Below are 24380 nucleotides of genomic sequence, written 5' to 3' on the forward strand. Positions count from 1 at the left end.
GCCCGACGGCCACCGGCGACAGCGCCACCAACCGCTCCCGACCCCGCACAACCCCTCGGACAGGCCGCGACCCGCGCACGGCGGCTACCGCACACCCTCAACCTGTTGCCCCCAGCGGCCGACCGTCCACGGGCAGGAGAGCAACCCCGAAATGATCAGCCGGTGGATTCGGGCTGAGCGGGCGCGTCACGCAGTTCTCGGCACAATTCGAGGAACCGCTCGCGATCGCCTGGCTCCGCTGACGTGCTCTCCATCGCATACGCAAGCGCCCGCGCAAGGCTCTGCTGGGCACCCGCACGTTCCAGCGCAGAGACCCCTGGCGCCTGCGCCACGCTCGCTGCGACCGTCGCGGCCTCGCGGTAGCGGCCTTCGCCCAAGAGCACCGGCAGTTCGACCTTCCTGCCCTCGGCAGAACCGCGCCACTCCGGGTCTGAGCAGTCCTCGATCAGCCGCCGCGCCTCCGTGACACTCCGCTGGAGAGCAGCCAACACCTGCAAGCCCTGATCCTCTCCACGGTTCTGGGAGCCGACGGAGAGGCTGCCCACTGCGGCACTCCGAAAGCTGCGAAACCCGCCCAGCCGAACCAGTGCCGTCCCGAGGCAAACAATGCCTGCCGCCACCCCGAAGGGGCCCGGAGCAAACAGCAGCCCCCAGCCCGTCAGCCCTTGAAAAGTCAGCGTGATCAGCACGAGAGCCACGAGGCGCGCCTTCGTCGTTCCCGCAGGCTGCACGGCCACCCGAGTCCTGAGCACAGGGACAGGGATTCGACGGACCACGAGGATCCGGCTGCTGCTGAGGGAGGTGCGGAGCGCAGGCCCCAATCCCCATGAGATGATCTTGGCCTCCACCCCGAGGCGTCGCCCGAGCGTAAGAACGATCAGCGACCACATCGTGACTGGCAGGGCTGCGCCCAGATAGGCGCCACCGAGCGAAGCGCCGATCCGCTCTGGAGTGACTGGCGCACCGAACAGTGCGAACTCGTATCCACCCAGGACAATCAGCCCTGAAAGCACGCGAATGACGGCCGTGGCGCCAGTGGAGGACGATCTTCGGTCAGCCATGGCGGAGATGCTCCCAGAAGCGCACCGGACGAGGGCCACCGGGTGTGCCCTTCAGCGGGGAGCAATGCCGGAATACGTCCACAGCCCGATGGGGTTGGATACGGGTATGGCTTCACGTGCACGGGTACGCGCCCCCGAACTTGTCGGCGCTGGCGGTTGGCTGAATACGGGCGGTCGGGAACTGACGCTGGGGGGTCTTCGGGGGAAGATCGTCCTGCTCGACTTCTGGACCTTCTGCTGCATCAACTGTCTGCATGTCCTGGACGAGCTCCGGGAGTTGGAGGAGAAGCACCGGGACACCCTGGTGATCGTCGGGGTGCACTCGCCCAAGTTCGTGCACGAGGCGGAGCACCAGTCCGTGGTGGACGCGGTGGCGCGGTACGACGTGCGGCATCCGGTGCTGGACGATCCGGAGCTGGTCACCTGGAAGCAGTACGCGGTGCGGGCCTGGCCGACCCTGGTGGTGGTGGATCCCGAGGGCTATGTGGTGGCCCAGCACGCCGGCGAGGGGCATGCGCACGCCATCGCCGCGCTGGTTCAGGAGCTGGAGACGGAGCACGCGGCCAAGGGCACGCTGCGGCGCGGGGACGGGCCCTATGTGCCGCCGGCGGCCGAGCCCGGGGCGCTGCGCTTCCCCGGGAAGGCGCTGCGACTGCCGGGCGGCAGCTACCTGGTCGCCGACTCGGGGCACCACTCGCTGGTGGAGCTGGCCGAGGACGGCCAGACCGTGCTGCGGCGGATCGGCGACGGCGAGCGCGGGCTGCTCGACGGCCCGGCGGAGCACGCGCGGTTCAGCGAGCCGCAGGGGCTGGCGCTGCTGCCGGACGGCGCGGTGATCGTCGCGGACACGGTGAACCATGCCCTGCGCCGGGTGGATCTGACATCGGGCCAGGTCAGCACGGTCGCCGGGACCGGCCGCCAGTGGTGGCAGAACTCCCCCACCGCAGGCCCGGCCCGCGAGGTGAGTCTGTCCTCGCCCTGGGACGTGGCCTGGTTCGACGGCCAGGTGTGGATCGCCATGGCCGGGACGCACCAGCTGTGGACCTACGATCCGGCGGCGGACACCGTGGCGGTCGCGGCCGGGACCACCAACGAGGGACTGGTGGACGGACCGGCAGCGGAGGCCTGGTTCGCCCAGCCGTCCGGACTGGCCGCGACCGAGGACCGGCTCTGGGTGGCCGACTCCGAGACGTCATCCATTCGCTCTGTTTCACGTGAAACACACCAGGTGAGCACGGCCGTGGGCACCGGCCTGTTCGACTTCGGCCACCGGGACGGGGACGCCGCGCAGGCACTGCTGCAGCACCCGCTCGGGGTGACCGTGCTCCCCGACGGCTCGGTCGCGATCGCCGACACCTACAACCACGCCCTGCGCCGCTTCGACCCGGCCACGGGTCAGGTCAGTACCCTGGCCACGGACCTGCGGGAGCCCAGCGGCGCGGTGGTCGTGGACGGGGACATCGTCGTGGTCGAGTCCGCCCGGCACCGGCTGACCCGGCTGCGGCTGCCCGAGGAGGCCGTCCGGGTCGAGGCCGCCGCGCACCGGACCAAGCGGCCCGCGACCGAGGTCAGCCCGGGACTGCTGCAGCTGGACGTGATCTTCACCCCGCCGGCCGGGCAGAAGCTGGACGAGTCGTACGGCCCGGCCACCCGGCTGCTGGTCAGCTCCACCCCGCCGGAACTGCTGCTGGACGGCACCGGCGCCGACCCGGCACTGAGCCGCGGGCTGCGGCTCAACCCGGAGGTCGGCGAGGGCGTGCTGCACATCAGCGCGATGGCGGCGAGCTGCGACGACGACCCGGCGATCGAGTACCCGACCTGCCACGTCCACCAGCAGGACTGGGGCGTCCCGGTACGGCTGGTGGCCGGCGCGACGGACCGGCTCCCGCTGGTCCTGGCCGGGATGGACGGATAGCCGAACCGGATGCCGGGGGGCGGGGCCCCGGGGGGCAGGTGCCCGGGGGGCAGGTGCCCGCAGCGAACGGGTGCCCGCCGCCGCGTCAGCCCGTCCCCGGCGTCACCCCTCCAGGAACGCCTTCAGCGCCGCCGCCAGCAGGAACGGGTCGTCCGCGCCGCACAGCTCCCGGGCCGAGTGCATCGACAGCGCGGCGACCCCGCAGTCGACCGTCGCGATCCCCAGCCGGGCCGCGGTGATCGGGCCGATGGTCGTGCCGCAGGGCATCGCGTTGTTGGAGACGAAGGCCTGCCACGGCACCCCGGCCCGCTCGCAGGCGGCGGCGAAGACGGCGCGGCCGACCCCGTTGCTGGCGTAGCGGTTGTTGACGTTGACCTTGAGGATGGGGCCGCCGTTGGGCATCGGACGGTGTCCCGGCTCGTGCCGCTCGCTGTAGTTGGGGTGCACCGCGTGGCCCATGTCGGAGGACAGGCAGACCGTCCCGGCCAGGGCCCGGGCGCGGTCCTCCAGCGTGCCGCCGCGGGCAAAGACCGAGCGCTCCAGCATCGTCCCGAGCAGCGGCCCCTGCGCGCCGGTGTCCGACTCGCTGCCGTTCTCCTCGTGGTCGAACGCGGCCAGCACCGGGATGTACGGGAGCTCCCGGCCGCCGGTGGCGACCGCCGCGAGGGCGGCCGTGCCGGCGTGCACCGAGAGCAGGTTGTCCAGCCGCGGCGCGGCCAGCAGCTCGCGGTCGCGGCCCAGGTAGGACGGCGGCTGGATGTCGTGGACCATCAGGTCCCAGCCGGACACCTGCTCCGGGTCGAGGTCGGCGGCCGCGGCGACGTAGTCGATCAGCGAGCCCTCGTCGACCTGGCCCAGGCCCCAGATCGGGGTGAGGTGCACCTGCCGGTCGAGCGTCATCCCCTCGTTGACGCCGCGGTCCAGGTGGATCGCCAGCTGGGGCACCCGGAGCAGCGGCTCGTCCAGCTGGACCAGCCGGGTGCTGCCGTCGCGCAGGGCCAGCCGCCCGGACAGGCCGAGGTCGCGATCCAGCCAGGTGTTCAGCGGAACCCCGCCGTAGATCTCGACCGCGACCTGGCGCCAGCCGGCCCGGCCGGTGTCGGGGATCGGCTTGACCCGGAGGTTGGGCGAGTCGGTGTGGGTGCCGACGATCCGGAAGGGCGTGGCCGGGGTGGTCCCCGCCGGGACGTACCAGGCGATCAGCGCGCCGCCGCGGATCAGATAGCGGCCGCCGGTGGTCCCCTCCCAGACCGCGGTCTCCTCGACCTGACGGAACCCAGCCTTCTCCAGCCGCTCCGCGGCGCTGGCGACCGCGTGGAACGGCGACGGGCTGGCCTGCAGAAAGGCGATGAGGTCGTCGGTGTGGCCGCGGTCGAAGGCGACGCGGCCCGCGCCGGCTGCGCTGGTCAATGCTGCTCCAGGGGTGAGGGGGTTCCCGGGACGGGGCCTGGGCCGGATGGGTCGTCGGCGCCGCATGGTGCCGTCCGAGCCTACGCCCGGGCCGGTGGCTCAATTGTCACGTGCCGCGGGAGCGCCGACGAGCCACCGCACGGAGCCCCGACGAGCCACCGGCCCGGACGCCGACGGCCCGGTCCACGCGGCAGGGCCCCGAGGCGGATGCCTCGGGGCCCTGGATGCGCTCAGCTCAGGCCCGTCCGGCCGGAGCCGGGGAGCCGGAAGGACTTCAGAAGGACTCGACCGGCAGGTCCATGATCGAGTTGTCGATGCCCTCGGCGATCAGCCGCTGCGCGTGGACGGTCGGCAGGATGGTCCGGCTGAAGAAGCGTGCCGCGGCGACCTTGCCCTGGTAGAACGCGGTGTCCTTGGCGGAGACGCCGCCCTCGGCCAGCTTGGCCTGGGCCACCGCGGCCTGGCGCAGCAGCAGCCAGCCGATCACCACGTCGCCGGAGACCAGCAGCAGCCGGCTGGTGTTCTGGCCGACCTTGTACATGTTGCGGGTGTCCTGCTCGACCGAGGCGAGCTGGTTCAGCATCGCGCCGACGATGGCCTCCAGGTCGCCGGCCGAGGCGGCCAGCTGCTCCCGCTCGTCGGCCAGGTCGTCGCCGCCCAGGCCGTTGGCGATGGACTTCTGGATCTGCTCGGAGAGCGAGGTCAGGGCCTGGCCCTGGTCCTTGACGATCTTCCGGAAGAAGAAGTCCTGGCCCTGGATCGCGGTGGTGCCCTCGTACAGGGTGTCGATCTTGGCGTCCCGGATGTACTGCTCGACCGGGTACTCCTGCAGGTAGCCGGAGCCGCCGAAGGTCTGCAGCGACTGGGCCAGCTGCTCGTAGGACTTCTCCGAGCCGTAGCCCTTGACGATCGGCAGCAGCAGGTCGTTCAGCCGCTCGGCGGCGTCCGCGGCCTCGCCGCGGGCCTTGAGCAGCTGGATCTCGTCCTGGACGCTCGCGGTGTAGAGCACCAGCGCGCGCATGCCCTCGGTGTACGCCTTCTGCGTGAGCAGCGAGCGGCGGACGTCGGGGTGGTGGGTGATGGTGACCCGGGGCGCGGCCTTGTCGAGGAACTCGGCGAGGTCCGGGCCCTGCACCCGCTCCTTGGCGTACTCCAGCGCGTTCAGGTAGCCGGTGGAGAGGGTGGCGATGGCCTTGGTGCCGACCATCATCCGGGCGAACTCGATGATCCGGAACATCTGCCGGATGCCGTCGTGCTTCTCGCCCAGCAGCCAGCCCTTGGCCGGGTGCCGGTCGCCGAAGGTCAGCTCGCAGGTGTTGGAGGCCTTGAGGCCCATCTTGTGCTCGACGTTGGTGGCGTAGACGCCGTTGCGCTCGCCCAGCTCGCCGCTCTCCCAGTCGAAGTCGAACTTCGGCACGATGAAGAGGGAGAGGCCCTTGGTGCCCGGGCCGTGGCCCTCGGGGCGGGCCAGCACCAGGTGGACGATGTTCTCGGACATGTCGTGCTCGCCCGAGGTGATGAAGCGCTTGACGCCCTCGATGTGCCAGCTGCCGTCGGCCTGCTGGACGGCCTTGGCCCGACCGGCGCCCACGTCCGAGCCCGCGTCGGGCTCGGTGAGCACCATGGTGGAGCCCCAGCCCTTGTCGGCCATCAGCCGGGCGACCTTGAGCTGCTCCTCGGTGCCCTCGTCGGCGATGACGCCGGCGAAGGCCGGCCCGGAGGAGTACATCCAGATCGCCGGGTTGGCGCCGAGCACCATCTCCGCGTACGCCCAGATCAGGCTGCTGGGGGTGGGGGTGCCACCGATGGACTCGGGGATGCCGAGGCGCCACCACTCCGCGTCCATGTAGGCCTGGTAGCTCTTCTTGAAGGTCTCCGGCACCGGAGCGGTGTTGGTCGCCGGGTCGAAGACCGGGGGGTTGCGGTCGGCGTCGGCAAAGGACGCGGCCAGCTCGTTCTCGGCCAGTCGGGATATCTCGGCGAGGATGCTCTTCGCCGTCTCCACATCCATGTCGGCGAAGGGACCGGTGCCGTAGACCTCGTCCCGGCCGAGCACCTCGAAGAGGTTGAACTCCAGGTCTCGCAGGTTGGATTTGTAGTGACCCATGAACGTTCTCCGGTCATCGCGTCGGTAGGTGCCGGGATCTGCGTGGCGCAGCAGACTACGCCCCCTACCCAGCGGTAAGTACCATGATGCTACCCGTAGGTAACTTAATTCAACCCCACCGGGCCGTTCGGGTGGCGGCGAACTCGATAACCTTGGGCATGTGTACGGCTACGAGCAGACGACGAGCGGCGCCGGACCCGGCTACCAGGGCGGCCCCTACCAGCAGCAGGCACCCCAGCCGGGGATGGGTCCCGGCATGGGCGGACCCGACCTCGGCGCCGGGATGGCCCCGGACATGAACATGGGCGGCTACGGGCCGCAGCAGCCCCAGCAGCCGCTCTACCCGGAACCGTCCCCGCCCTCGCTCAGCGACGCCGTCCGGGCCTTCACCACCGGCGGGCTGCCGGTGGAGGACTTCCAGTCGATCTTCATCACCTCCAAGGTGTACTGCCCGCGCGGCGAGCGCCCCGGCTTCCTGGCGCTGCACAACACCCCGCAGCCGGTGATCCCGATGTTCAGCTCGCTCAAGGAGCTGCGCCGCTACGCGGGCAAGGACTCCAAGTACTTCACGGTCACCGGGGCGGAGGTGCTCGACCTGCTGCCGACCGGCTACGGCTTCGCGATGGACATGGAGGGGGAGCACCGGATGGTGTTCGACGCCAAGGCGGTGGAGCAGATGGTCGACTTCACCATGCGGAGGATGTACGGCTAGCAGCGGGCGACTACCGGCCAGCGGGCGGCTTCGGCGGCTAGTTGAAGGTTCAACTTGCTTTCGGTTGACGCATCAACTAATCTCGTTGATGTCGGCACCGCTGGTGCCGTACGCATCGAGGAGGTTGCCATGCCCGCAGTGACTGTCGAGAATCCGCTGGTCCTGCCGCGAGTGGAGGCTCCGGACCCGACCACCGCCGTGGCCCGCCCGGTGCTCCAGGTCGCGACCGCTCCTGAGGGCTTCGAGGGCGAGGGCTTCCCCGTCCGCAGGGCCTTCGCCGGCATCGACTACAAGCGTCTCGACCCGTTCATCATGATGGATCAGATGGGCGAGGTGGACTACCAGGCGGGTGAGCCGAAGGGCACCCCGTGGCACCCGCACCGGGGCTTCGAGACGGTCACCTATCTGATGGACGGCACCTTCGTCCACCAGGACTCGCACGGCGGCGGCGGCGTGATCACCGACGGCGACACCCAGTGGATGACCGCGGGTTCGGGCCTGCTGCACATCGAGGCCCCGCCGGAGTCCCTGGTGCTGAGCGGCGGGCTGTTCCACGGCCTGCAGCTCTGGGTGAACCTCCCCGCCGCGGACAAGATGATCGCCCCCAAGTACCAGGACATCCGCGGCGCCAGCGTGAAGCTGCTCGCCTCCGGCGACGGCGGCGGACTGGTCCGGCTGATCGCCGGCGACATCGCGGGCTTCCAGGGCCCGGGCGCGACCCACACCCCGATCACCATGATCCACCTGTCGGTGAGCCCCGGCGCCGAGGTCGTGCTGCCGTGGCGGTCCGACTTCAACGCCCTGGCCTACGGCCTGGCCGGCAGCGGCTCCGCGGGCGCGGAGGGACGTCCGTTCCGGATGGGCCAGTCGGTCGTCTTCGGCCAGGGCGACTCGCTGACGATCCGGGCGGACGCCCACCAGGACTCCCGCAGCGAGAACTTCGAGGTGGTGCTGCTCGGCGGGCAGCCGATCCGCGAGCCGATGATGCAGTACGGGCCGTTCGTCATGAACACCCACGCCGAACTGGCGCAGGCCTTCGACGACTTCCAGGCGGGGCGGCTGGGCACGGTTCCGGCCGGCGCCTGAGGCCGGGGGCTGGGGCCTGGAGCTGAGGCCTCAGGCCTGGAGCTGAGGCCTGAGGCCGGGGTCGCCGGGCCGGTGCCGTAGTACGGTTCGGATCATGGACAGCACGTCGGCACGACCCGCGTTCGCCCGTCTCACCGACGGCATGAGCAGGACCGACGCCGTGGCGGAGTCGGTGGACCTGGGCCCGAGGATGAAGCGGCTGGGCTACTTCGTGAGCGTCCGGCGCTGGGGTACGGGCTGGGCCGTCTACGCCGTCCCGGCCCCGGACGACAGCGAGACGCCGACCAGCGCGGGTCAGCTCGTCTGACCGCCGAGTTCCATCGGGCGGCCGGCGGGCACTCGGCGAATGGGAGTTGATTGGCTTCCGAATCGCCGCTGATTGCCCACCGGGAAGGCACAGTTCGGACAAAGAGGGTCGACCTGGACGTCGGCCCTCTTTCCGTTATGCAACAGTGTTGTCACAGCCTCCCCTCAGCCTTCACATGTCGGACCCATGTCGTAATCTCAGTTCGTTGACCGCGGCAGCGAGGGAGCAGGGGGCTTCTCTGCCCGCGCCGCGGCACGTGCTCACGCACGCTCTACTGGGGGCTCAACTTGAAGCTTCGCATCTCCATCGGCACCGCTGTGGCCGCTGCCGCCAGCGTCCTGGCGCTGACCGCCGGCTCCGCCGTGGCCGCCACGCCGGTCGCGCACACCGCCGTCACCGCCAGCACGAAGGCCGCCGCCCGCGTCGCCACCCACCTGACGCTGAAGACCAGCACGGCGAACGCCAAGGCCGGCACCTGGATCACGCTGACCGCTCACCTCGACAAGCACGGCACCAACCGCACCGTGGTCGTCTACGGCCAGGCCTGGGGCAAGGGCGACAAGCCCTTCGTCGTCGGCAAGGGCGCCGTCGACAAGCACGGCAACCTGACCATCAAGTACCACAGCTACCAGAACCACACCTTCTGGGCCACGTTCAGCGGCGGCGCCACCTACGCCGCGTCCCACTCCAGCCAGCACATCGTGCGGGCCACCGCCGCCGTGAGCGCCAAGCTGAGCGGCTACTACAGCAGCTACACCTGGGCCGGCCACTCGGTCCACAAGTTCCACGCGAAGACCGCCCCGGTCGTCCGCGGCACGGTGTCGCCCAGCAAGGCCGGGCAGAACTTCACCATGTACGTCCAGGTCTTCTACAAGGGCAAGTGGATCGCGGCCAACACGCCCGTCGTGTTCAAGCTCGACAGCCACAGCAACTACGCGGTCAACTTCCCCAACTGGGAGAAGGGCTACGTCTTCCGTTCCGCCGCCTCGTTCCGTGGCGACGCTCGCGACCACGCGGGCAGCGCGGCCTGGTCCTACTGGACCATCACCGCGTAGTACGGCAGTACAGCACTGATGCCCGGGTGGGACGGTCCGTCGACCGTCCCACCCGGGCACAGTCAGATCAGGGCACAGTCGGATCAGGGCATCAGTCAGATCCGGGCGAAGAGGATGGTCGCGTCGTCGCGGATCTTGCCGCGGGGCCAGCGGGTGCAGTCGGCGTCGTCCGCCTCGACCTGGCGGACGCGGTGCAGCAGCTCGGCCGGCCCCTGGTCCTCCAGCAGGGCCAGCGCGTCCGGCCAGCTGCCCAGGTCAAAGCGTTCGACGTAGCGGGACGCCCCGTCGGTGAGCGCGGCGAGGGAGCGCAGCTCGGCCAGCGGGACCGACCCGGTCTCGGCGTACTCGGCGGCCTTCGGCAGGGCGGCGGCGATCCAGGGCCCGCGCCCGGTGTTCCTGGCGGCGCGCACGGCCAGGGCGTAGCGCATGTGCAGCACCGCGCGCTCCGGCGTGCCCGGCGGAGTGGCGTGCACCTGCTGCCGCAGCGGCTCCCCGGCCGGGAAGGGCTGGTTGTCGCCGACCACGGCCACCTCGCCGAAGCGGTCCAGCACCAGCAGCGAGTCGCCCAGGACCAGGTACTGCAGCGCGGGCCCGTGCAGCCGGACCGCCACCACCATCGCGGCGGGCGTATTGGGGTGCGCCAGATCGCAACGCGCCCCGTGCAGCGAGGCCGTCTCGGCGATCGCGTCGCTGAGGCACTGCGCCATCGTCCGGTCCGGCCGGTCCACCATTCGAGCGAGCAGATGTACGCCGAGCCGGCGCGCGTACCAGGCGGTGCCGTGCTCGCAGCCGGACTCCATCGCCGCGGGCGAACTCGATCCGTCCAGCAGTACCAGGGCCTCCGGCGTCGCCGCCACGTAGTCCTCACTCGCCCGGTCCGGGCGCTGCGACTCGCCTGACATCTCCACCCGCATAGCCATCAGTGTGCGGGAGAGCCCCATTCGGGGACAGAGTTTTGGCCGCGCGGTCCCCCGCAGTGATGATCACTGGCACGGCTGTGCGGGCTTTTGTTCGGGCCTCGATCTCATCTCAACTCAGCGGCGAACCTGCCAGCCGCTCCTTAACAAGCGCATACTGCTGGTAATGACCAGAACCGCCGCGACCCGGCGCCACATGCCCACCAGTCCCTTCAAGGCACCTGCCGAACCCCCGACCCCCGAGAGCTTCGCTGTCGGGGATCTGGTGACGGACGACCAGCACGGGCTCGGACGGATCATCGGAGTCGAGGGGGAGACCGCGGTAATGGTCGACTTCGGCTCTCGTCAGCTCCGCATCCCGACCCCCTTCACCAAGCTCAGCAAGCTCTGACGCACCACCCGGCTCCACCCCTGTTTTCTCTGTCATCCAGCTCCACCCCGCCCTGTCCCCCGTACGGCGCGGTAGGCCCGGCCCAGCACAGCTGACGGCCGGGCTTACGGTGTTCACCGCCACCTGCGTGTCAGCCGTAGATGTGGTCGCCGTAGTGGGGTCCGTAGTACTGCTCCAGCTCCTCCAGGGACTGCTCGGGGCGCTCCAGGCTCTTGGCGATGCGTGCGCGGGAAGGCGCTGCCTGCGGGTCCCAGGTCTCCGGCTTCCACATCGCGGAGCGCAGGAACGACTTGGAGCAGTGGTAGAAGACCTCCTCGATCTCCACGAGCAGGGCGAGCTGCGGCCGGTGGCCCTTCACCGTCATCCGGTCGAAGAACGGCGCCTCCCGGACCACCCGGGCCCGGCCGTTGATGCGCAGGGTGTCGCCGCGGCCGGGGACCAGGTAGAGCAGGCCGACGTGCGGATTGCTCAGCACGTTCAGATAGCCGTCCGCCCGTCGATTGCCCGGACGCTCCGGGATCGCGATCGTGCGGTCGTCCAGGACCAGGGTGAAGCCCGCCGGATCACCCTTCGGGGACGCGTCGCAGCTGCCGTCCGCCGCCGCCGTCGCCAGCAGGCAGAACGGTGACGCCGCCAGCCAGGCCTTGTCGTGCTCGTGCAGCACCGTCCGTACCTTGCCGGCGTCCCGCGGGTTCGGCGCACCGAGCAGCTCCCGTAGTTCGTCCGCCGACGTGACCTCCACCAGCCCAGCCGTCTCCGCCGTGTCCACTGACGAACCCTCCCCACCAGTCCGCGACCGCGTCGCAGCCGTCGCAGCCGTCGCAGCCGTCGCACCGAGCCTAGGTCACCGGGCCCGGGTCAGTGCAGGGTGCGCAGCGCCTCCGGGGAGAAGGGGGTCAGCTCGGCGATGCGGCCGGAGAGGACCTTGGCGGCCCAGGAGGGATCGGCCACCAGCGCGCGTCCGACCGCGACCAGGTCGAACTCGTCCCGCTCCAGGCGCTGCAGCAGGTCGTCGATGTCGGTCGCGGAGGCGGTCCTGCCCTGGAAGGAGCTGGTGAACTCGATGTCCAGGCCGACCGAGCCGACGGTGATGGTCGGCTTGCCGGAGAGCTTCTTGGCCCAGCCCGCGAGGTTGAGGTCGGAGCCGTCGAACTCGGGCAGCCAGTAGCGGCGGGTGGAGGCGTGGAAGGCGTCGGCGCCCGCCGCGGCGAGCGGGGCGAGCAGGGCTTCGAGCTCCGCGGGCGTCTCGGCGATCCTGGCGTCGTAGGTGTTCATCTTCCACTGGGACAGCCGGAAGATCACCGGGAAGTCCGGGGAGACCGCCTCGCGGACCGCGGCGATCACCTCGGCGGCGAAGCGGGCGCGGGAGCTGACGCTGCCGCCGTAGCCGTCGGTGCGGCTGTTGGTGCCCGACCAGAGGAACTGGTCGATCAGGTAGCCGTGGGCGCCGTGCAGCTCGACTCCGTCGAAGCCGAGGCGTTCGGCGTCGGCGGCGGCGGTGGCGAAGGCGCGGATGACCTCGTCCAGATCGCTGTGGGTCATCGCCCGGCCGGCGCCGGACGCGGTGCCGTCCAGGGCCAGGCCGGACGGGCCGAGGGCGGTCGCCCCGGGGAAGGACGTGGCCTCGGCGGTGCGGGTCATCCCCACGTGCCAGAGCTGCGGCACGATCTTGCCCCCGGCCTGGTGCACCGCCTCGGCGACCTTGGCCCACCCGGCCAGCGCGTCCGCTCCGTGGAAGTGCGGCACCCGGTCGCTCTGCCCCGCCGAGGGGTGGCCGACATAGGTGCCCTCGGTGATGATCAGGCCCACGCCGCCCGCCGCCCGCCGGGCGTAGTACGCGGCCACGTCCTCGCCGGGCACGCCGCCGGGCGACTGCTGCCGGGTCATCGGCGCCATCGCGATCCGGTTCGGCACCGTGAGCCCGCCCAGGGTGAAGGGACGGGACAGGGTCTGGGTCGCAAGGCTGGTCACGGAAGATCTCCTGAATCGGCTGAGCACAGAGCGGCGACGGTGCCCGACAGCACCGTCCGCCCTGAGCAACCACCAGGGATGCGGATCTCATTCCGCCGGTGCCGGCGTCGAGTCGGCCGGTGGTCAGGTGAAGCGGGAGCTCGGCACCGGGCCCATGGCGCGGACGCGGTCGCGGGGGCCCTGGAGCCAGGTGCCGGCCACGGCGGCGGCGAAGGACGTGAACGCGGCGTCCGGGTCGGGCGGAGTGGCGCCGTCACCGGCGTCCGTCTCGGGGCTCGCCGAGACGATCTCCGCGGCCAGCTCCGAGTCCGGCCGCTGGTCGGCCGGAAGACGGTCCACGCCCGAGTGGTCGGGGCTGCCCTGGAGCAGCTCGCCCCACGGCGGAGTGACCGACTGCGCCAGCAGACCCACCGAGTCGGCGGTGACCGGCGGGGTGTCCGTCCAGCAACTGGCGTGCTCGTGGAGGATCTGGCCAGGGGTGCGGGCCGCGAGAGCCTGTAGCGCCTCAACGCCCGCGTCGGGCGCCTCCGGCGCCAGCAACTCCCTCAGGTCGTAGGCCACCACGAGCGTGGCCTCGCGCTCCGGCTCGAAGGGCACCGCGGGCAGGCCCAGCAGCTCGGCCGCGGCCAGGCCCAGGATCCGGCTGCCCCGGTCCGGGAGCAGCGAGACGGTGGTGGGCCGCTGCCCGCTCGCCTCCAGGGCCAGGCGCAGCCGCTCGATCCCGGTGCGGCAGGCGGCGTAGGAGTCCTGCAGGTAGGCGTAGCGGCCGCGCATACCCGCGTCGAAGCCGTACGGCGAGAGGTGGCCGAGCAGCGAACCGCGCAGCACGTACTGCCAGCCGCGCAGGTCGGTGCGGTCCAGCGGTGCCGCACCCGTGGCGCGCACCGCGGCGGCGCGGGCCATGACCCGGCCCAGGCGCGCGTGGACCGGCTGCCACATCTCCTCGGACGGGGCGGCGAGCTTGCCGAACTGCTGCTCCGCGAGGTCCAGTCGGCCGGAGGTGACCGCGTTGAAGACCAGCAGGTAGCGGTCCGGCCAGTGGTCCAGGTCGTCCTCGTGCGGCAGCAGCAGGTCCGCGGCCTCGCCGTGGCGGTCCTGGCCCTCGTACGCGGACACCAGCTCGCGGCGTGGGCCTGCGGCCTGCGGGTGGGTCCGGACGACCTCGCGCAGCGCCGGGATCGCGAGGTAGCCGACGCCCCGCTCGACGCACGCGTAGCCGAAGTCGTAGAGGGCGCGCGCGTCCTCCGGGTCCCCGACGACCTTGGCCGCCGCGTCGCGCAGGTCGTCGAAGCCCGCTGCCGCTGCGGCCCGCCCGGCCACCTGGGCGATCTCACCGAGCGGAGCGCTTTCGGCGCAGGCCCGCAGCTTGCGCAGGGCGCCGGGCACGTCCCCCGCGTCGAGCTGCGCCCATGCCTCGGCCACCTCGGCGGTGCCGAAGGCGGGCCCGGTGGGCTGAGCGGCCTGGGTGGAGGATGCACGGCGATGACGTCGGGAGAACATGCGGCCGAGCGTCGCAGACCCGTCGGGCGTCGGGCAATCGAATACCCTGATCCACCTCGGACCACGGGAGAGTCAGATGGCGCGTCAGCATGAGATCAAGTTCCGGGCGGTCACGGCGTTCCAGCGGCGGATCCTCAATCCGGTGCTTCGGCGGGTGCCGATTCAGACGCTGTTGGAGACGACCGGGCGGACGTCCGGGCTGCCCCGGGCGACGCCGGTCGGGGGGCGGTTGGTCGGGGAGGAGTTCTGGCTGGTGTCGGAGTACGGCGAGAAGTCGCAGTACGTGCGGAACATCCAGGCCCACCCCGAGGTCCGGGTCCGGATCGGCGGGCGGTGGTACCCGGGCACCGCCCGGCTGCTGCCGGACGACGACGCCGCGGCGCGGCTGCGGAGCCTGCCGCGGCTCAACAGCACCGCGGTCCGGGCCTTCGGGACGAACCTGCTGACCGTGCGGGTCGACCTCCTCAGTGGAACCACTGGGAGTCGGTGAGCAGCAGCCTGCCGTGGGCGTCGTAGACCTTGATGAAGCGGTCGGACTGCCCGGGCTTCTTCGCCACGGCGAACCAGCGGACCGGGGAGTCGCCGACCTTGAGGACGGCGGGACGGGAGGTGCTGCCGTCCTGCCAGGTGACCACGACCTTGGCGGCGTCGCTGCCGACCTGTGCCAGCAGGACCGGGGTGGTGCCCATCTCGCCGCCCTTGAAGCCGAGCAGCGTGCCGATCAGTTCGTTCCCCTCGATCTGCTTGGTGCTGCTGGACCAGGGGCTGCCGGGCGCAGGAGTGGTCTGCACCGAGTCGTCCACCAGGCGCTTGCCGTCCACGGTCAGATAGAGGTTGACGAAGTCGTTGTCCTGCTGCCAGGACCGGTCGGCGTCGCTCTGCGTCGCCGGGGGCAGCTGCGGGATCGCCTTGACCCTGACCGCGTCCATGGCCTGCAGCTGCTGCAGGTCGTGCTGCTGGTCGACGGCCGGCCAGAGGTCGGCCCAGGCCTTCCAGTGCTTGCCGCCGGAGGTCCCCTGCGCCAGCAGGGCGGTGATCGGCTTCATCGGGTCGCGGGCGGGCGGGGCGGACGGATGGGCGGAGCCGGTCCGGGCGGTGGGCGCGGCGGTGCCGCCGGTGGCCGTCGAGGCGGTGGCGCCTTTCGCCGGGTTCGCCGGCAGGCCCAGGCCCAGGGTGGTGCCGAGCACGGCCGCGGTCGCCACCGCGGCGCCGGCCAGCGCCAGGGTCCGCCGCTGCCTGCGCCGGCGGCGTCCGCCGCGGAGCACCTCCTGGTAGGGGGCGGGGGTGATCTCCAGGCTGTCGGCGAGATCGGTCAGGCCGTCGGTGAGGCCCTCGGCGAGCCAGTCGCCGGGCCGGCCCGCGTCGTCGGTGCCGTATTTGCTGTTGTCGCTGCTGCTGCTGTCGGCAGTCATGCCGCTCCTCCCAGTCGGGTCACGCCGGCCGGCAGGAAGACGGCCCGCAGTTTGGCGACGCCCTTGGACGCCTGGCTCTTCACGGTGCCCACCGAGCAGCCCATGGCCGCGGCGACCTGGGACTCGCTGAGGTCCTCCCAGTAGCGCAGCACCACCGCCTGCCGCTGCCGGGGCGGCAGCCCGGCCAGGGCGGCGAGCAGCGCGGTACGGTCGTCGACCCGGCCGAAGCCGCCCTCGGCCGCGCGCTCCGGCACCGAGGTGACCAGGTGCTCCCGCAGCCGCCGACGGAAGCGGCGGGCGTGCTCGTTCACCAGGATCCGGCGGACGTACGCGTCCGGGTCGTCGGCCCGGCTGACCCGCCACCAGGCCACAAAGGCCCGCTCCAGGGTCGTCTGGACCAGGTCCTCGGCCGTGTGCCGCTCCCCCGCCAGCAGGAACGCCGTCCGCAGCAGTCTCGGCCAGGCGACCGTGACGAACTGGTGGAACTCGTCGTCCCGCTCCTCGTTCTGGGCTCCCATTGAGCACCTCCCTGCCCATAGGGAGTCCATGGGGGCTCAAACCGTTGCCCCGTCAAGGGGATCGGTCAAAGCATCGGTTAACCTGGCGCGTCGGCTGGTGGGCTTGGGGGGAAAACGCGTGGTGTCCGCTGGATGGACCGAGGTACTGGGCGAGGTCGCCGCGACCGGGCGGCGGCTGCGGCGCGAGGAGCTGGAGCAGCTGCGGGAGGTCGGGGACCAGGCCGCGGCGACCGGCCAGGGGCTGGCCGAGCTGATAGACGAGCAGTTGGCCGCGACCGGCACGGTCTGGGTGGGCCGGACCGTGGACGCCGCGTCGCTGTCCGCGCTGCGGGCCGGGGTGGCCGCGCTGGCGGCCGGGCACGGACGGGCCCACCGGCAGCGGCTGCACCAGGAGGAGGCCTCGCGCCGGGAGTTCCTGGCCGACCTGCTGAGCAGCCGCAGCGACCAGGGGCGGCTGGCCGAGCACGCCGAGCGGTTCGGGCTCAACCTGGCCTGCGCGCATGTGGTCGCGGTGGCCGAGGGGGACGGCTACGACCTGGAGGACCCGCTGGTGCGCGGGGTGGAGCGGCAGTTGCTGGGCCGCTTCGGCGACCAGGAGGTGCTGCTCGCGGTGAAGCACGGACGGCTGGTCTGCATCGTCCCGAGCGGGACCGGCGAGGCGCCGGCGGTGCAGGAGTTCGCGGCGCTGACGGAGGGCCGGCGGGTGGTGGTGGGCCGGCCGCACAGCGGGCCGGGCGGGGTGGTCCGCTCCTACGAGGAGGCCAGGAACGCGCTGGAGCAGGCGACCAGGCTGGGCCTCCCCGGGCGGCTGCTGCGGGCGGCGGACCTGCTGGTGCTGCCGGTGCTGCTGCGGGACCGGGAGGCGCTGGAGGATCTGGTGCACGGCGTGCTCGGGCCGCTGACCACGGCCAGGGGCGGCGCGAAGCCGCTGCTGGAGACGCTGGCCGCGTACGCCGAGTCCCGCTATGTGGCCGCGGAGGCGGCCAGGCGGCTGGGGCTGAGCGTACGGGCGCTGTCGTACCGGCTGGAGCGGATCACCCAGCTGAGCGGACTCGATCCGGACGACGCGCTGCAGCGGTACACGCTGGAGACGGCGGCGCTGGGGGCCCGGTTGATGGGGTGGCCGATGACGACGATGACGGGTCAGGAGCTTCGGTAGGGGGCGGTGAGTTCGGCCCAGCGGATATTCTGATCCGGCGTCAGTCCGCCTCGCAGCAAAGCGAGTTTGAGCAGGTTGGCCTCGGCGGCGGGGCCGAGGGTCTGCGCCTCGGCGAGGTAGTGGTCGTCGAGCAGGGCCTCGAGTTCGGTGTCGTCCAGCACCGGGTCGACCCGGGTGGCGAGCGCGGCCATGGTCCGGTAGGAGCCCTGGAGCAGGAACGGCGGTTCGGTGCGGGTGCCGTCCTGCTGGGCGGCGGAGGCGATGTAGGCGCGGTTGACGGCGAGCACCGTGCGCTGGATCCGGCGCAGCCGGGTGAGCACGGCCAGGGTCCGGTCCAGGTCGTGGACCGGACGGGACAGCTGGTCGGCCTGCGCGGCCGGATCGCCGGAGGCGAGCCGCACCAGCAGCCGCAGGTCGGCCGGGTCGCCGCCGGCCAGCGGGGCGAGCACCGGGTTGGCGGCGAGGGCGTTCTCCAGGAAGCTCAGCGCGAAGAGTTCGTCGCGGCCGGTGAGGACCTCGCCGAGGTTCCACACGTCCGCGCGGTTCGCCAGCATGTCGGGGATCTGGAAGCGGCGGCCCGAGGTGGTGTAGGGGTTGCCGGACAGGCACACCGCGAAGCGGCGTCCGCGCAGGTCGAAGCTGCGGGCGGCGCCCTCGCTGACCGCCTCGATCCGGCGCTGGGCGTCGCAGAGCGGGATGAACTTCTGCAGCAGCTCCGGTGAGAGGTGCTGGATGTCGTCGAGGTGGAGCAGCACGTTGCTGCCTGCCTCCAGCGCGAAGACGATCTTCTCCACCTCGCGGCGGGCGGCCGCGTCCGGGGCCCGGTCCGGGTCGAGCGAGGTGGTGCCGGCGCCGAGGGCCGGGCCGTCGACATGGACCATCAGCAGCCCGAGCCGGTCGGCGACGTACTCGAGCAGGGTGGTCTTGCCGTAGCCGGGCGGGGACAGCAGGAGCAGCAGGCCGCTGCGGTCCGGGGTGCGCGAGTCGGCCGCGCCGAGCTGCTTGGCGAGGTTGTCGCCGATCAGCGGGAGGTAGACCTCGTTGATCAGCTGGTTGCGGACGAAGCCGGCCAGTGGGCGGGGGCGGTAGTCGTCCAGGCGGATCCGGGAACGTTCTGCGCTGAGGGCGTCCGCACGCTGTCGCTGGAAGGCGCGGTGGGCCGGCACTCGACGTTCCCGGAACTCCTGGGCCCGGAAGGGCAGTTCGTCGACTCTGACGGTGAGTCGGCCGTGCTGGATCCGGGGGTGGCTGCCGAGCAGGCCCTCGACCGTCTCGGACAGCGGGGCGGTGAGGTCGTAGCGGGGCAGTTCCGGGGCGCAGAGCAGGGCGGCGGCCTCGGCCAGATCGGCCAGTTCGGCCGCGTGGCCCGGATCCTTCTGGTCATCGGGCGCGGTGGTGGTGGCCTGGGCATAGGAGCCGAGCCAGGCGCTGGCGAGCTGGTGCCGGGCGGCCAGGTCCTGGTCCAGGAACCGCAGGTCGTCGGTGAGTTGGGAGCTGCCGAGGGTGTGCTGGAACTTGTCGAGCAGGGTGCGGGCCGCGCTGCTGGTGGCGAAGCCCTCGGGCGCGGCGGCCAGCTCCTCCAGCAGATAGACGCCGGTGTCGGGTTGATCGGGGAGCCCCCTGATGGTGTTGAACTCGCTTACGGCGGTGGACAGTTCTGCGGCCAGCTCAGCCAGCGCGGCGACCGGGCCGAAGGTGCTGCGGGCCAGCGCGAGGGACCGCGCGCGGCGGGTCCAGGAGGCGCGGGCGGTGTCGTCCGCGCCGTGGGCCCAGAACAGTTGGGCCGCCGCGCGCTGGGCGGCGGGGTAGCGCAGCAGCCCGGCGCCGGCGCGCAGCCGCAGCAGTGCGCCGAGGATCAGCGCCGCGTCCTGGTCGTGCACGCCCCGCTCGTAGCCCTCGTCGTACGCCCCCTCGGCCGCCCGGCGGACCTGATTGAGCAGCGGTTCGTCCGACAGCGGTCCGTCCGACAGCGGTTCGTCGGACTCCTGCTCCAGCAGGGCGGTGGCCAGGTATTCCGAGCGGTAGAGCTCAGGGGATTCGCTGACCAGCGGCTGGGTCCAGAACGCCCGCCCGGCGAGCAGCCCGGGACTGATGGCGGCGCGGCGGTAGGCCGTCCCGGTGACGGTGAAGACCAGCCCGTCGGCCTCCGGCAGCAGGGTCAGTTCCAGCGGCTCGCGGCGGACCGCGAAGCGGTGCCGGCCCAGCCGGACGGTGGCGCCGCCGTCGGCGGAGAGGTCGGCCTGATCGCGCAGGGTGCGCACGGCGGACTGCGCGGCGGCGGTGAGCCCGTCCTCCAGCTCGGCCGCCCGGACCGGGTCGGCGAGCCGGCGCAGTTCGGCGGCGGCGGCGCGGACCCTGACCGCCATCGGGTCGGCGGCGAGGGCCGTGTGCACCTCCTCCGGGGCACGCAGCCCGGCCAGCCGGCGGCCCAGCGCGGTGAGCGCGCGGGCGGCCGAGGCGGCCAGCCGGTCGGCCCGGGCGGCGGCCTGGTCCAGCAGGGCCTGCCGGCGTCCGGCGAAGACCTGCTGGACCTGCTCGCGGTGCGCGGTCAGCTGCTCGGCGAGGTCCTCGGCCTCGGCGAAGCGGGCGTCCAGGCCGTCCAACCGCAGTAGCAGCCGGGCCAGTTGGTCGTCGGCCGCGGCCGGGGTGTCGGCGGCGGCCAGCGCGGCGGTGGTGGCCTGGGCGAGCAGCGCGGACTCGGCGGCGAAGCCGGCCCGGTGCTCGCTGTCGAGCAGCGCGCGACGGCGTCCGTCCAGGATCGCCCGGGCCCGGTTGACGGCGGCCAGGACCTCGCCGATGGCGAGCAGGACAGCCGTCGCGGCAGCGGCGGCCTCGGGATCGGCCGATTCACCCTCCGGGCCGGAGGCCTGGACGCCGTTGGTCTGGGTGCCGGTGACCAGGTCGGTGACCCCGGCCAGGGCGTCGGCCTGCTCGGCGAGCCGCTCCGCCAGCCGGGTCGCCTCGGCGGCGGTGCCGACCGCCGCGGCCTCGTCGGCGGCGGCCCTGGCGGCGGCGAGGGGCGCGGCGAAGGCGTCCGCGGCGGGGTCGGAGAGATAGGCCAGGGCGCGGACGGTGGCTGCGGTGAGCTCCTCGGCGAGCAGCGCCTCGACCGCCTCCAGTGCGGGCAGGTCCAGTTGCGGCAGCTCGCGCAGCAGCCTGGTGCCGCCCTGGGCCCGGCGCAGCTCGGTGAGCAGCTCGGTCCAGGCGTCCGCGCTGGTCGGGGGCTCGCCCTGGGAGCGGCGGAGCAGGGACGCCGCCTGCTCGCGGGCGCCGGCGACGGCCTCGGCGGCGCGGGCGGTGAGGGCTCCGATGCGGGCCTGCTCCGCGCCCAACTGCTCTGCGGCGGAGCGGAGTTCGGCCAGGGGTTCGAGCAGTCCGGTGTCGGCCAGCCAGTGGTGCCGGTCGGCGGCCTTGGCACAGGCGTCGAGCAGGACGGCGGCCTCAATGCCGGCCCCAAAGGCGGCGCCGCCGCCCGCGTCGGCGGTGCGGACCACGTCCAGGCAGTCGGCGATGCCCCGCACCAGGTCGGCGTTGCCGATCCGTTCCAGCGGGCCGCTGCCGGCCGGTTGCGCGGCGGCGTACTCGGCGGTGGTGAAGGGCGTGCGCCAGAGCTGGACGTCATGGCTGCGCACCGGCTCGGGCGCGGGCTTGAGCAGGACGAGCGCGCCGTCCGCGAGCAGCGTGTGCCCCGCCCCGTAGAGCGGCGCCGCGGCCTCCCGGCGCAGGGTGTTCCACGGCAGCAGCAGCACCTGGGAGCGGCCGGGACGGCGCAGCACGTAGAGCAGGTCCTCGCCGTTGGGCGAGGCGACCACGGCGTCGAAGCGCAGCCCCTCGATGTCGGTGCGAAAGCTGCGGTGGGTGCCGTCGGCCAGTTCGTAGCCGCCGGCGAAGATCAGGCCCTGTTCGGCGGGCAGCAGCCGGCAGCCCTGGGCGATGGCGTCCCGGCGGCGGACCCCGCCGGTCCTGGTGTTGACGACCAGGTAGCGGTCCTCCGCCTCGTTGTAGGGGCGGACCCGGAGCAGCAGCAGCGGCGCCAGCGGCGCGAAGGCGATCGCGGCGTCGGCGAGGCTCTGCAGCGGATCGTCGACCGGCTCCTGGTACAGCAGCCGGCCGTCGGCGGCCCGCACCGTGAGGCTGCCCCCGGTGGTGGCGACGGAGATGCCGTCCGGGCCGGTCAGCACCCGGTTGTCGTGGTGCTGCTCGCGGTCGGTCAGGGTCCAGTCGAGCTGCTCGAAGGCGGGCAGCTGCGGCAGGTCGCGCTCGCCGTAGTTGTCCAGGTAGCTGACCTGATCGTCCGTCACCTGCCAGCGCAGCACCCGGAGATCGGCCCCGGCCGGGTCGGTGGCGAAGACCGCGAGCAGCCGTCCGGCCGGCGTCCGGCAGAGGTCGACCAGCCGGGCGTCGCGGTAGTAGCGGAGCAGCTCGGCCAGGTCGTGCTGGAACCGCTCGTCGTCCAGCAGGCCGGGGACGGCGGCCGGGTCGACCGGCTCGCCGTCCGGGGTGTGCAGCGAGAGCATCCCGGCGGCAAGCGTCGGCGCGGAGCTGCCCAGCAGCAGCACGCCCGGCCGGACCACCACGATTCCGCAGGTCAGAGCCTCGCCGCTGGTGTGCAGTCGGGCGGAGCCGACGAGCTCCAGGGCGGCGGCGCCGAAGACCTCCTGCCGCTGGGCGTTCAGCGCCGCGATCCGCCGCCCCAACTCCCCGGCCCGGTCGGCGAGCCGTGCCCGCAGGACCTGGTAGGTGCCGTCCTCGACGCCCATGGCTTGACTGCTCCCCTTGCTGAAATCTGACGGACTGCCTGATCTGACGGATTGCTTGACGGACTAGTTGGTGGTGCCGTTGAGCAGCTTCTGCAGCGCGAGCAGGTTGAGCGGGCCGCCCTTGCCCAGCGCGGTCAGCACCTCGGTGGCGTCGGTGGCGAAGCTCTTCTCCCCGCTCAGCCACTCCCCGCCGAGCGCCTTCAGAGTGTCCGAGCTCTGCACCGCCCCGTCGATGCCCTTGCCGAAGGACACCGCAGCGACCAGCCGTTCCAGGAACATGCTGTCGCCGCCCACGATGTCGATGTCGGCGCTCTCCAGACCGGCCGCGAGCACCGAGGCCTGGGCCTCGGCGACCTGGCGCTGGACGTCAAGACCGGCCAGCCGGATCTCCTTCTCCGCCGCCAGCCGCAGCCGGAACTCCTCGTGGGTGCGCGAGGCCTCGTCCAGCGCGGCCATCGCCACGGCCTTCTCCTTCAGACCTGCGGCCTCGCCCAGCAGCCGCTCCCTGATCCCGGCGGCGTCCGCGAGCGCCTTGCTCTCGGTGACGGCGGCCTCGGCCAGGCCGACCTTCTCGATGCCCTGGGCCTTCCGCAGCAGTCCCTCGGCCTCGGCCTCCAGCTTGGACCTGATGCCGACCGCGTCGGCCAGCGCCTGACGCTCCGACACCTCGGCCGCCGCCAGCCCGGCCGCGCCCGCGGTGGCCCGCGCGCCCTCGGCCCGCCGCACCGCGGCGGTCGCCTCCAGCTCGGCGCTCTGCTGGCCGGCCTCGGCCAGGACCAGCTGCTCCCTGGCCCGGAAGGTGGCGGACTGCTCGGCGGCCTCGGCCGCCTTGATGTCCTTGACCAGCGACTCCTGTGCCTCCGCCTCGGCCGCGATGACCACGGCCTCGCGGGTGCGCTCGGCCTCCTGGACCACCCGGACCCGCTTGATCGCCTCCTCCTGCTCGGCGACGGTACGGTCCACCGCGATCCGCTCGCGGACCACCTCGGCGACGCCCCGGCGCTCCACCTCGACCTGCTTGTCCTTGCCGGCCCGGGAGAGTTCGACCTCCCGCTCGCGGTTGACGACCTCCAGCAGCCGGTCCTTCTCGATCCGCTCGGTCTCGATGGCGATGACCCGCTCGCGGTTCTTCTCGGCCACGGCGATCTCCCGGGCCTGGTTCTCCCGCTGCACGCCCAGCAGCTCCTCGGTGCGCAGCAGCGCGCTGTGCGACTTGAGCCGCTCCTCCTCCTGGACCTGGGCGGTGGTGGACTCCTCCTTGGCGCGCAGGGTGTCGACCTCGCGGCGCTGCCGGATCTCCGCCTCGGAGCGGCGGCGCTCCAGCTCCAGCACGGCCTCGCGGGCGTCCACGTTCTGCCGGGTGATCTCCTTCTCCTCGTTGCGCTGGAAGTCGTTGGTGCGGATGTGCTCCAGCGCGGTCAGTTCGGTGATCTTGCGGATGCCCTGGGCGTCCAGGATGTTCGCCGGGTCGAGCTGGGTCAGCGGGGTCTGCTCCAGGTGGTCGATCGCCGCGTCCTCGAGGTGGTAGCCGTTGAGGTCGGTGCCGATGGCGCCGATGATCCGGTCCCGGAACTCCTCGCGCTTGGTGTAGAGCTCGACGAAGTCCAGCTGCTTGCCCACGGTCCGCAGCGCCTCGGCGAACTTGGCGGCGAACAGGGTCTGCATCGTCTCCTGGTGGCTGGCCCGGTCGGTGCCGATGGCCTGGGCGACCTTGATGACGTCCTCGGCGGTCTTGTTGACCCGGACGAAGAAGGTGATCTGGATGTCGGCGCGGATGTTGTCCTGGCAGATCAGGCCCTCGCGGCCGGTCCTGGTGATCTCGATGGTCTTCACCGAGATGTCCATCACCTCGGAGCGGTGCAGCACCGGGATCACCAGCGCGCCGGTGAAGGTGACCTCCACGTGCTTGGGCTTGGAGATGATCAGCGCCTCGCCCTGGGTGACCTTCCGGAACAGCCGGCCGAAGAGCAGCAGCGTGCCCAGGCCGATGAGCAGGAGGACGGCGACGAGCACGCCGATTCCGATCGTGACAACAGACATGGCTGGTCCTTCTCCGGACTGGTACGAGATGGGTTGGAAGACCTGGTGGAAGATCTGGA

At 72.2% G+C, this 24380-nt stretch carries 19 protein-coding genes; 8 read left to right on the forward strand and 11 right to left on the reverse strand.

Annotated features, from left to right (window positions below):
- Positions 1-155 precede the first annotated feature (155 nt).
- Positions 156-1061, reverse strand: coding sequence for a hypothetical protein (locus ACXKR8_RS23355; RefSeq protein ID WP_458274812.1), 906 nt, complete (start codon positions 1059-1061; stop codon positions 156-158).
- Between the two features lie 106 nt (positions 1062-1167).
- Between ACXKR8_RS23355 and ACXKR8_RS23360 the strand changes: the two genes are divergently transcribed.
- Complete coding sequence (locus ACXKR8_RS23360) at positions 1168-2976, forward strand: NHL domain-containing thioredoxin family protein (RefSeq protein ID WP_458274813.1); 1809 nt, start codon at positions 1168-1170, stop codon at positions 2974-2976.
- Positions 2977-3078: 102 nt separating this feature from the next.
- On the opposite strand, the gene ACXKR8_RS23365 is transcribed toward ACXKR8_RS23360, so the two are convergent.
- Both ACXKR8_RS23365 and ACXKR8_RS23370 read right to left on the reverse strand, forming a co-directional pair.
- On the reverse strand, positions 3079-4386 hold the full coding sequence (locus ACXKR8_RS23365; RefSeq protein ID WP_458274814.1) for a M18 family aminopeptidase: 1308 nt from the start codon (positions 4384-4386) through the stop codon (positions 3079-3081).
- 274 nt (positions 4387-4660) lie between these two features.
- Entirely contained in the window at positions 4661-6493 is a 1833-nt protein-coding gene (locus tag ACXKR8_RS23370; protein ID WP_458274815.1) for an acyl-CoA dehydrogenase, read from the reverse strand.
- A gap of 160 nt (positions 6494-6653) precedes the next feature.
- On the opposite strand from ACXKR8_RS23370, the gene ACXKR8_RS23375 reads away from it, so the two are divergent.
- From ACXKR8_RS23375 to ACXKR8_RS23390, 4 genes are all read left to right on the forward strand, one after another.
- A complete protein-coding gene (locus ACXKR8_RS23375) occupies positions 6654-7205 on the forward strand; it encodes an SseB family protein (protein WP_458274816.1) in 552 nt (183 codons plus the stop codon).
- 129 nt (positions 7206-7334) lie between these two features.
- Complete coding sequence (locus ACXKR8_RS23380; protein WP_458274817.1) at positions 7335-8291, forward strand: pirin family protein; 957 nt, start codon at positions 7335-7337, stop codon at positions 8289-8291.
- A gap of 94 nt (positions 8292-8385) precedes the next feature.
- Positions 8386-8598, forward strand: coding sequence for a hypothetical protein (locus ACXKR8_RS23385; protein WP_458274818.1), 213 nt, complete (start codon positions 8386-8388; stop codon positions 8596-8598).
- 287 nt (positions 8599-8885) lie between these two features.
- Positions 8886-9653, forward strand: a complete 768-nt coding sequence (locus ACXKR8_RS23390) for a hypothetical protein (protein WP_458274819.1) — start codon at positions 8886-8888, stop codon at positions 9651-9653.
- 95 nt (positions 9654-9748) lie between these two features.
- On the opposite strand, the gene ACXKR8_RS23395 is transcribed toward ACXKR8_RS23390, so the two are convergent.
- Positions 9749-10555 (reverse strand): integrase, encoded by an 807-nt coding sequence (locus tag ACXKR8_RS23395; RefSeq protein WP_458274820.1) that lies wholly within the window; start codon positions 10553-10555, stop codon positions 9749-9751.
- A 181-nt stretch (positions 10556-10736) separates the two neighbouring features.
- Here ACXKR8_RS23395 and ACXKR8_RS23400 point away from each other — a divergent pair, with 181 nt between their 5' ends.
- On the forward strand, positions 10737-10961 hold the full coding sequence (locus ACXKR8_RS23400; RefSeq protein WP_380507338.1) for a hypothetical protein: 225 nt from the start codon (positions 10737-10739) through the stop codon (positions 10959-10961).
- Positions 10962-11091: 130 nt separating this feature from the next.
- Here the strand turns inward: ACXKR8_RS23400 and ACXKR8_RS23405 are convergent, their stop codons facing one another.
- The 3 genes from ACXKR8_RS23405 to ACXKR8_RS23415 form a co-directional block, all read right to left on the reverse strand.
- A complete protein-coding gene (locus ACXKR8_RS23405; RefSeq protein ID WP_458274821.1) occupies positions 11092-11730 on the reverse strand; it encodes a pyridoxamine 5'-phosphate oxidase family protein in 639 nt (212 codons plus the stop codon).
- A gap of 89 nt (positions 11731-11819) precedes the next feature.
- Positions 11820-12932 carry an NADH:flavin oxidoreductase gene (locus tag ACXKR8_RS23410; RefSeq protein WP_458274822.1) on the reverse strand — a complete coding sequence of 371 codons (1113 nt, stop codon included), beginning with the start codon at positions 12930-12932 and terminating at the stop codon, positions 11820-11822.
- A 123-nt stretch (positions 12933-13055) separates the two neighbouring features.
- Complete coding sequence (locus tag ACXKR8_RS23415; protein ID WP_458274823.1) at positions 13056-14432, reverse strand: hypothetical protein; 1377 nt, start codon at positions 14430-14432, stop codon at positions 13056-13058.
- 76 nt (positions 14433-14508) lie between these two features.
- Between ACXKR8_RS23415 and ACXKR8_RS23420 the strand changes: the two genes are divergently transcribed.
- Entirely contained in the window at positions 14509-14922 is a 414-nt protein-coding gene (locus tag ACXKR8_RS23420) for a nitroreductase/quinone reductase family protein (RefSeq protein ID WP_458274824.1), read from the forward strand.
- On the opposite strand, the gene ACXKR8_RS23425 is transcribed toward ACXKR8_RS23420, so the two are convergent.
- Both ACXKR8_RS23425 and ACXKR8_RS23430 read right to left on the reverse strand, forming a co-directional pair.
- The gene (locus ACXKR8_RS23425) at positions 14897-15844 is read right to left on the reverse strand and encodes a hypothetical protein (protein WP_458274825.1); all 948 of its coding nucleotides are present in this window, start codon (positions 15842-15844) and stop codon (positions 14897-14899) included. The genes ACXKR8_RS23420 and ACXKR8_RS23425 overlap by 26 nt on opposite strands.
- Positions 15841-16362 carry a SigE family RNA polymerase sigma factor gene (locus tag ACXKR8_RS23430; protein WP_458274826.1) on the reverse strand — a complete coding sequence of 174 codons (522 nt, stop codon included), beginning with the start codon at positions 16360-16362 and terminating at the stop codon, positions 15841-15843. The genes ACXKR8_RS23425 and ACXKR8_RS23430 overlap by 4 nt, the downstream gene beginning before the upstream one ends.
- A 121-nt stretch (positions 16363-16483) precedes the next feature.
- Here ACXKR8_RS23430 and ACXKR8_RS23435 point away from each other — a divergent pair, with 121 nt between their 5' ends.
- The gene (locus tag ACXKR8_RS23435; protein WP_458274827.1) at positions 16484-17521 is read left to right on the forward strand and encodes a PucR family transcriptional regulator; all 1038 of its coding nucleotides are present in this window, start codon (positions 16484-16486) and stop codon (positions 17519-17521) included.
- On the opposite strand, the gene ACXKR8_RS23440 is transcribed toward ACXKR8_RS23435, so the two are convergent.
- Both ACXKR8_RS23440 and ACXKR8_RS23445 read right to left on the reverse strand, forming a co-directional pair.
- Positions 17506-22281, reverse strand: coding sequence for a DNA repair ATPase (locus tag ACXKR8_RS23440; protein ID WP_458274828.1), 4776 nt, complete (start codon positions 22279-22281; stop codon positions 17506-17508). The two genes, ACXKR8_RS23435 and ACXKR8_RS23440, sit on opposite strands and share 16 nt — an antisense overlap.
- A gap of 63 nt (positions 22282-22344) precedes the next feature.
- A complete protein-coding gene (locus ACXKR8_RS23445; RefSeq protein WP_458274829.1) occupies positions 22345-24321 on the reverse strand; it encodes an SPFH domain-containing protein in 1977 nt (658 codons plus the stop codon).
- Positions 24322-24380 lie beyond the last annotated feature (59 nt).

Source organism: Streptacidiphilus sp. PAMC 29251 (assembly GCF_054208735.2).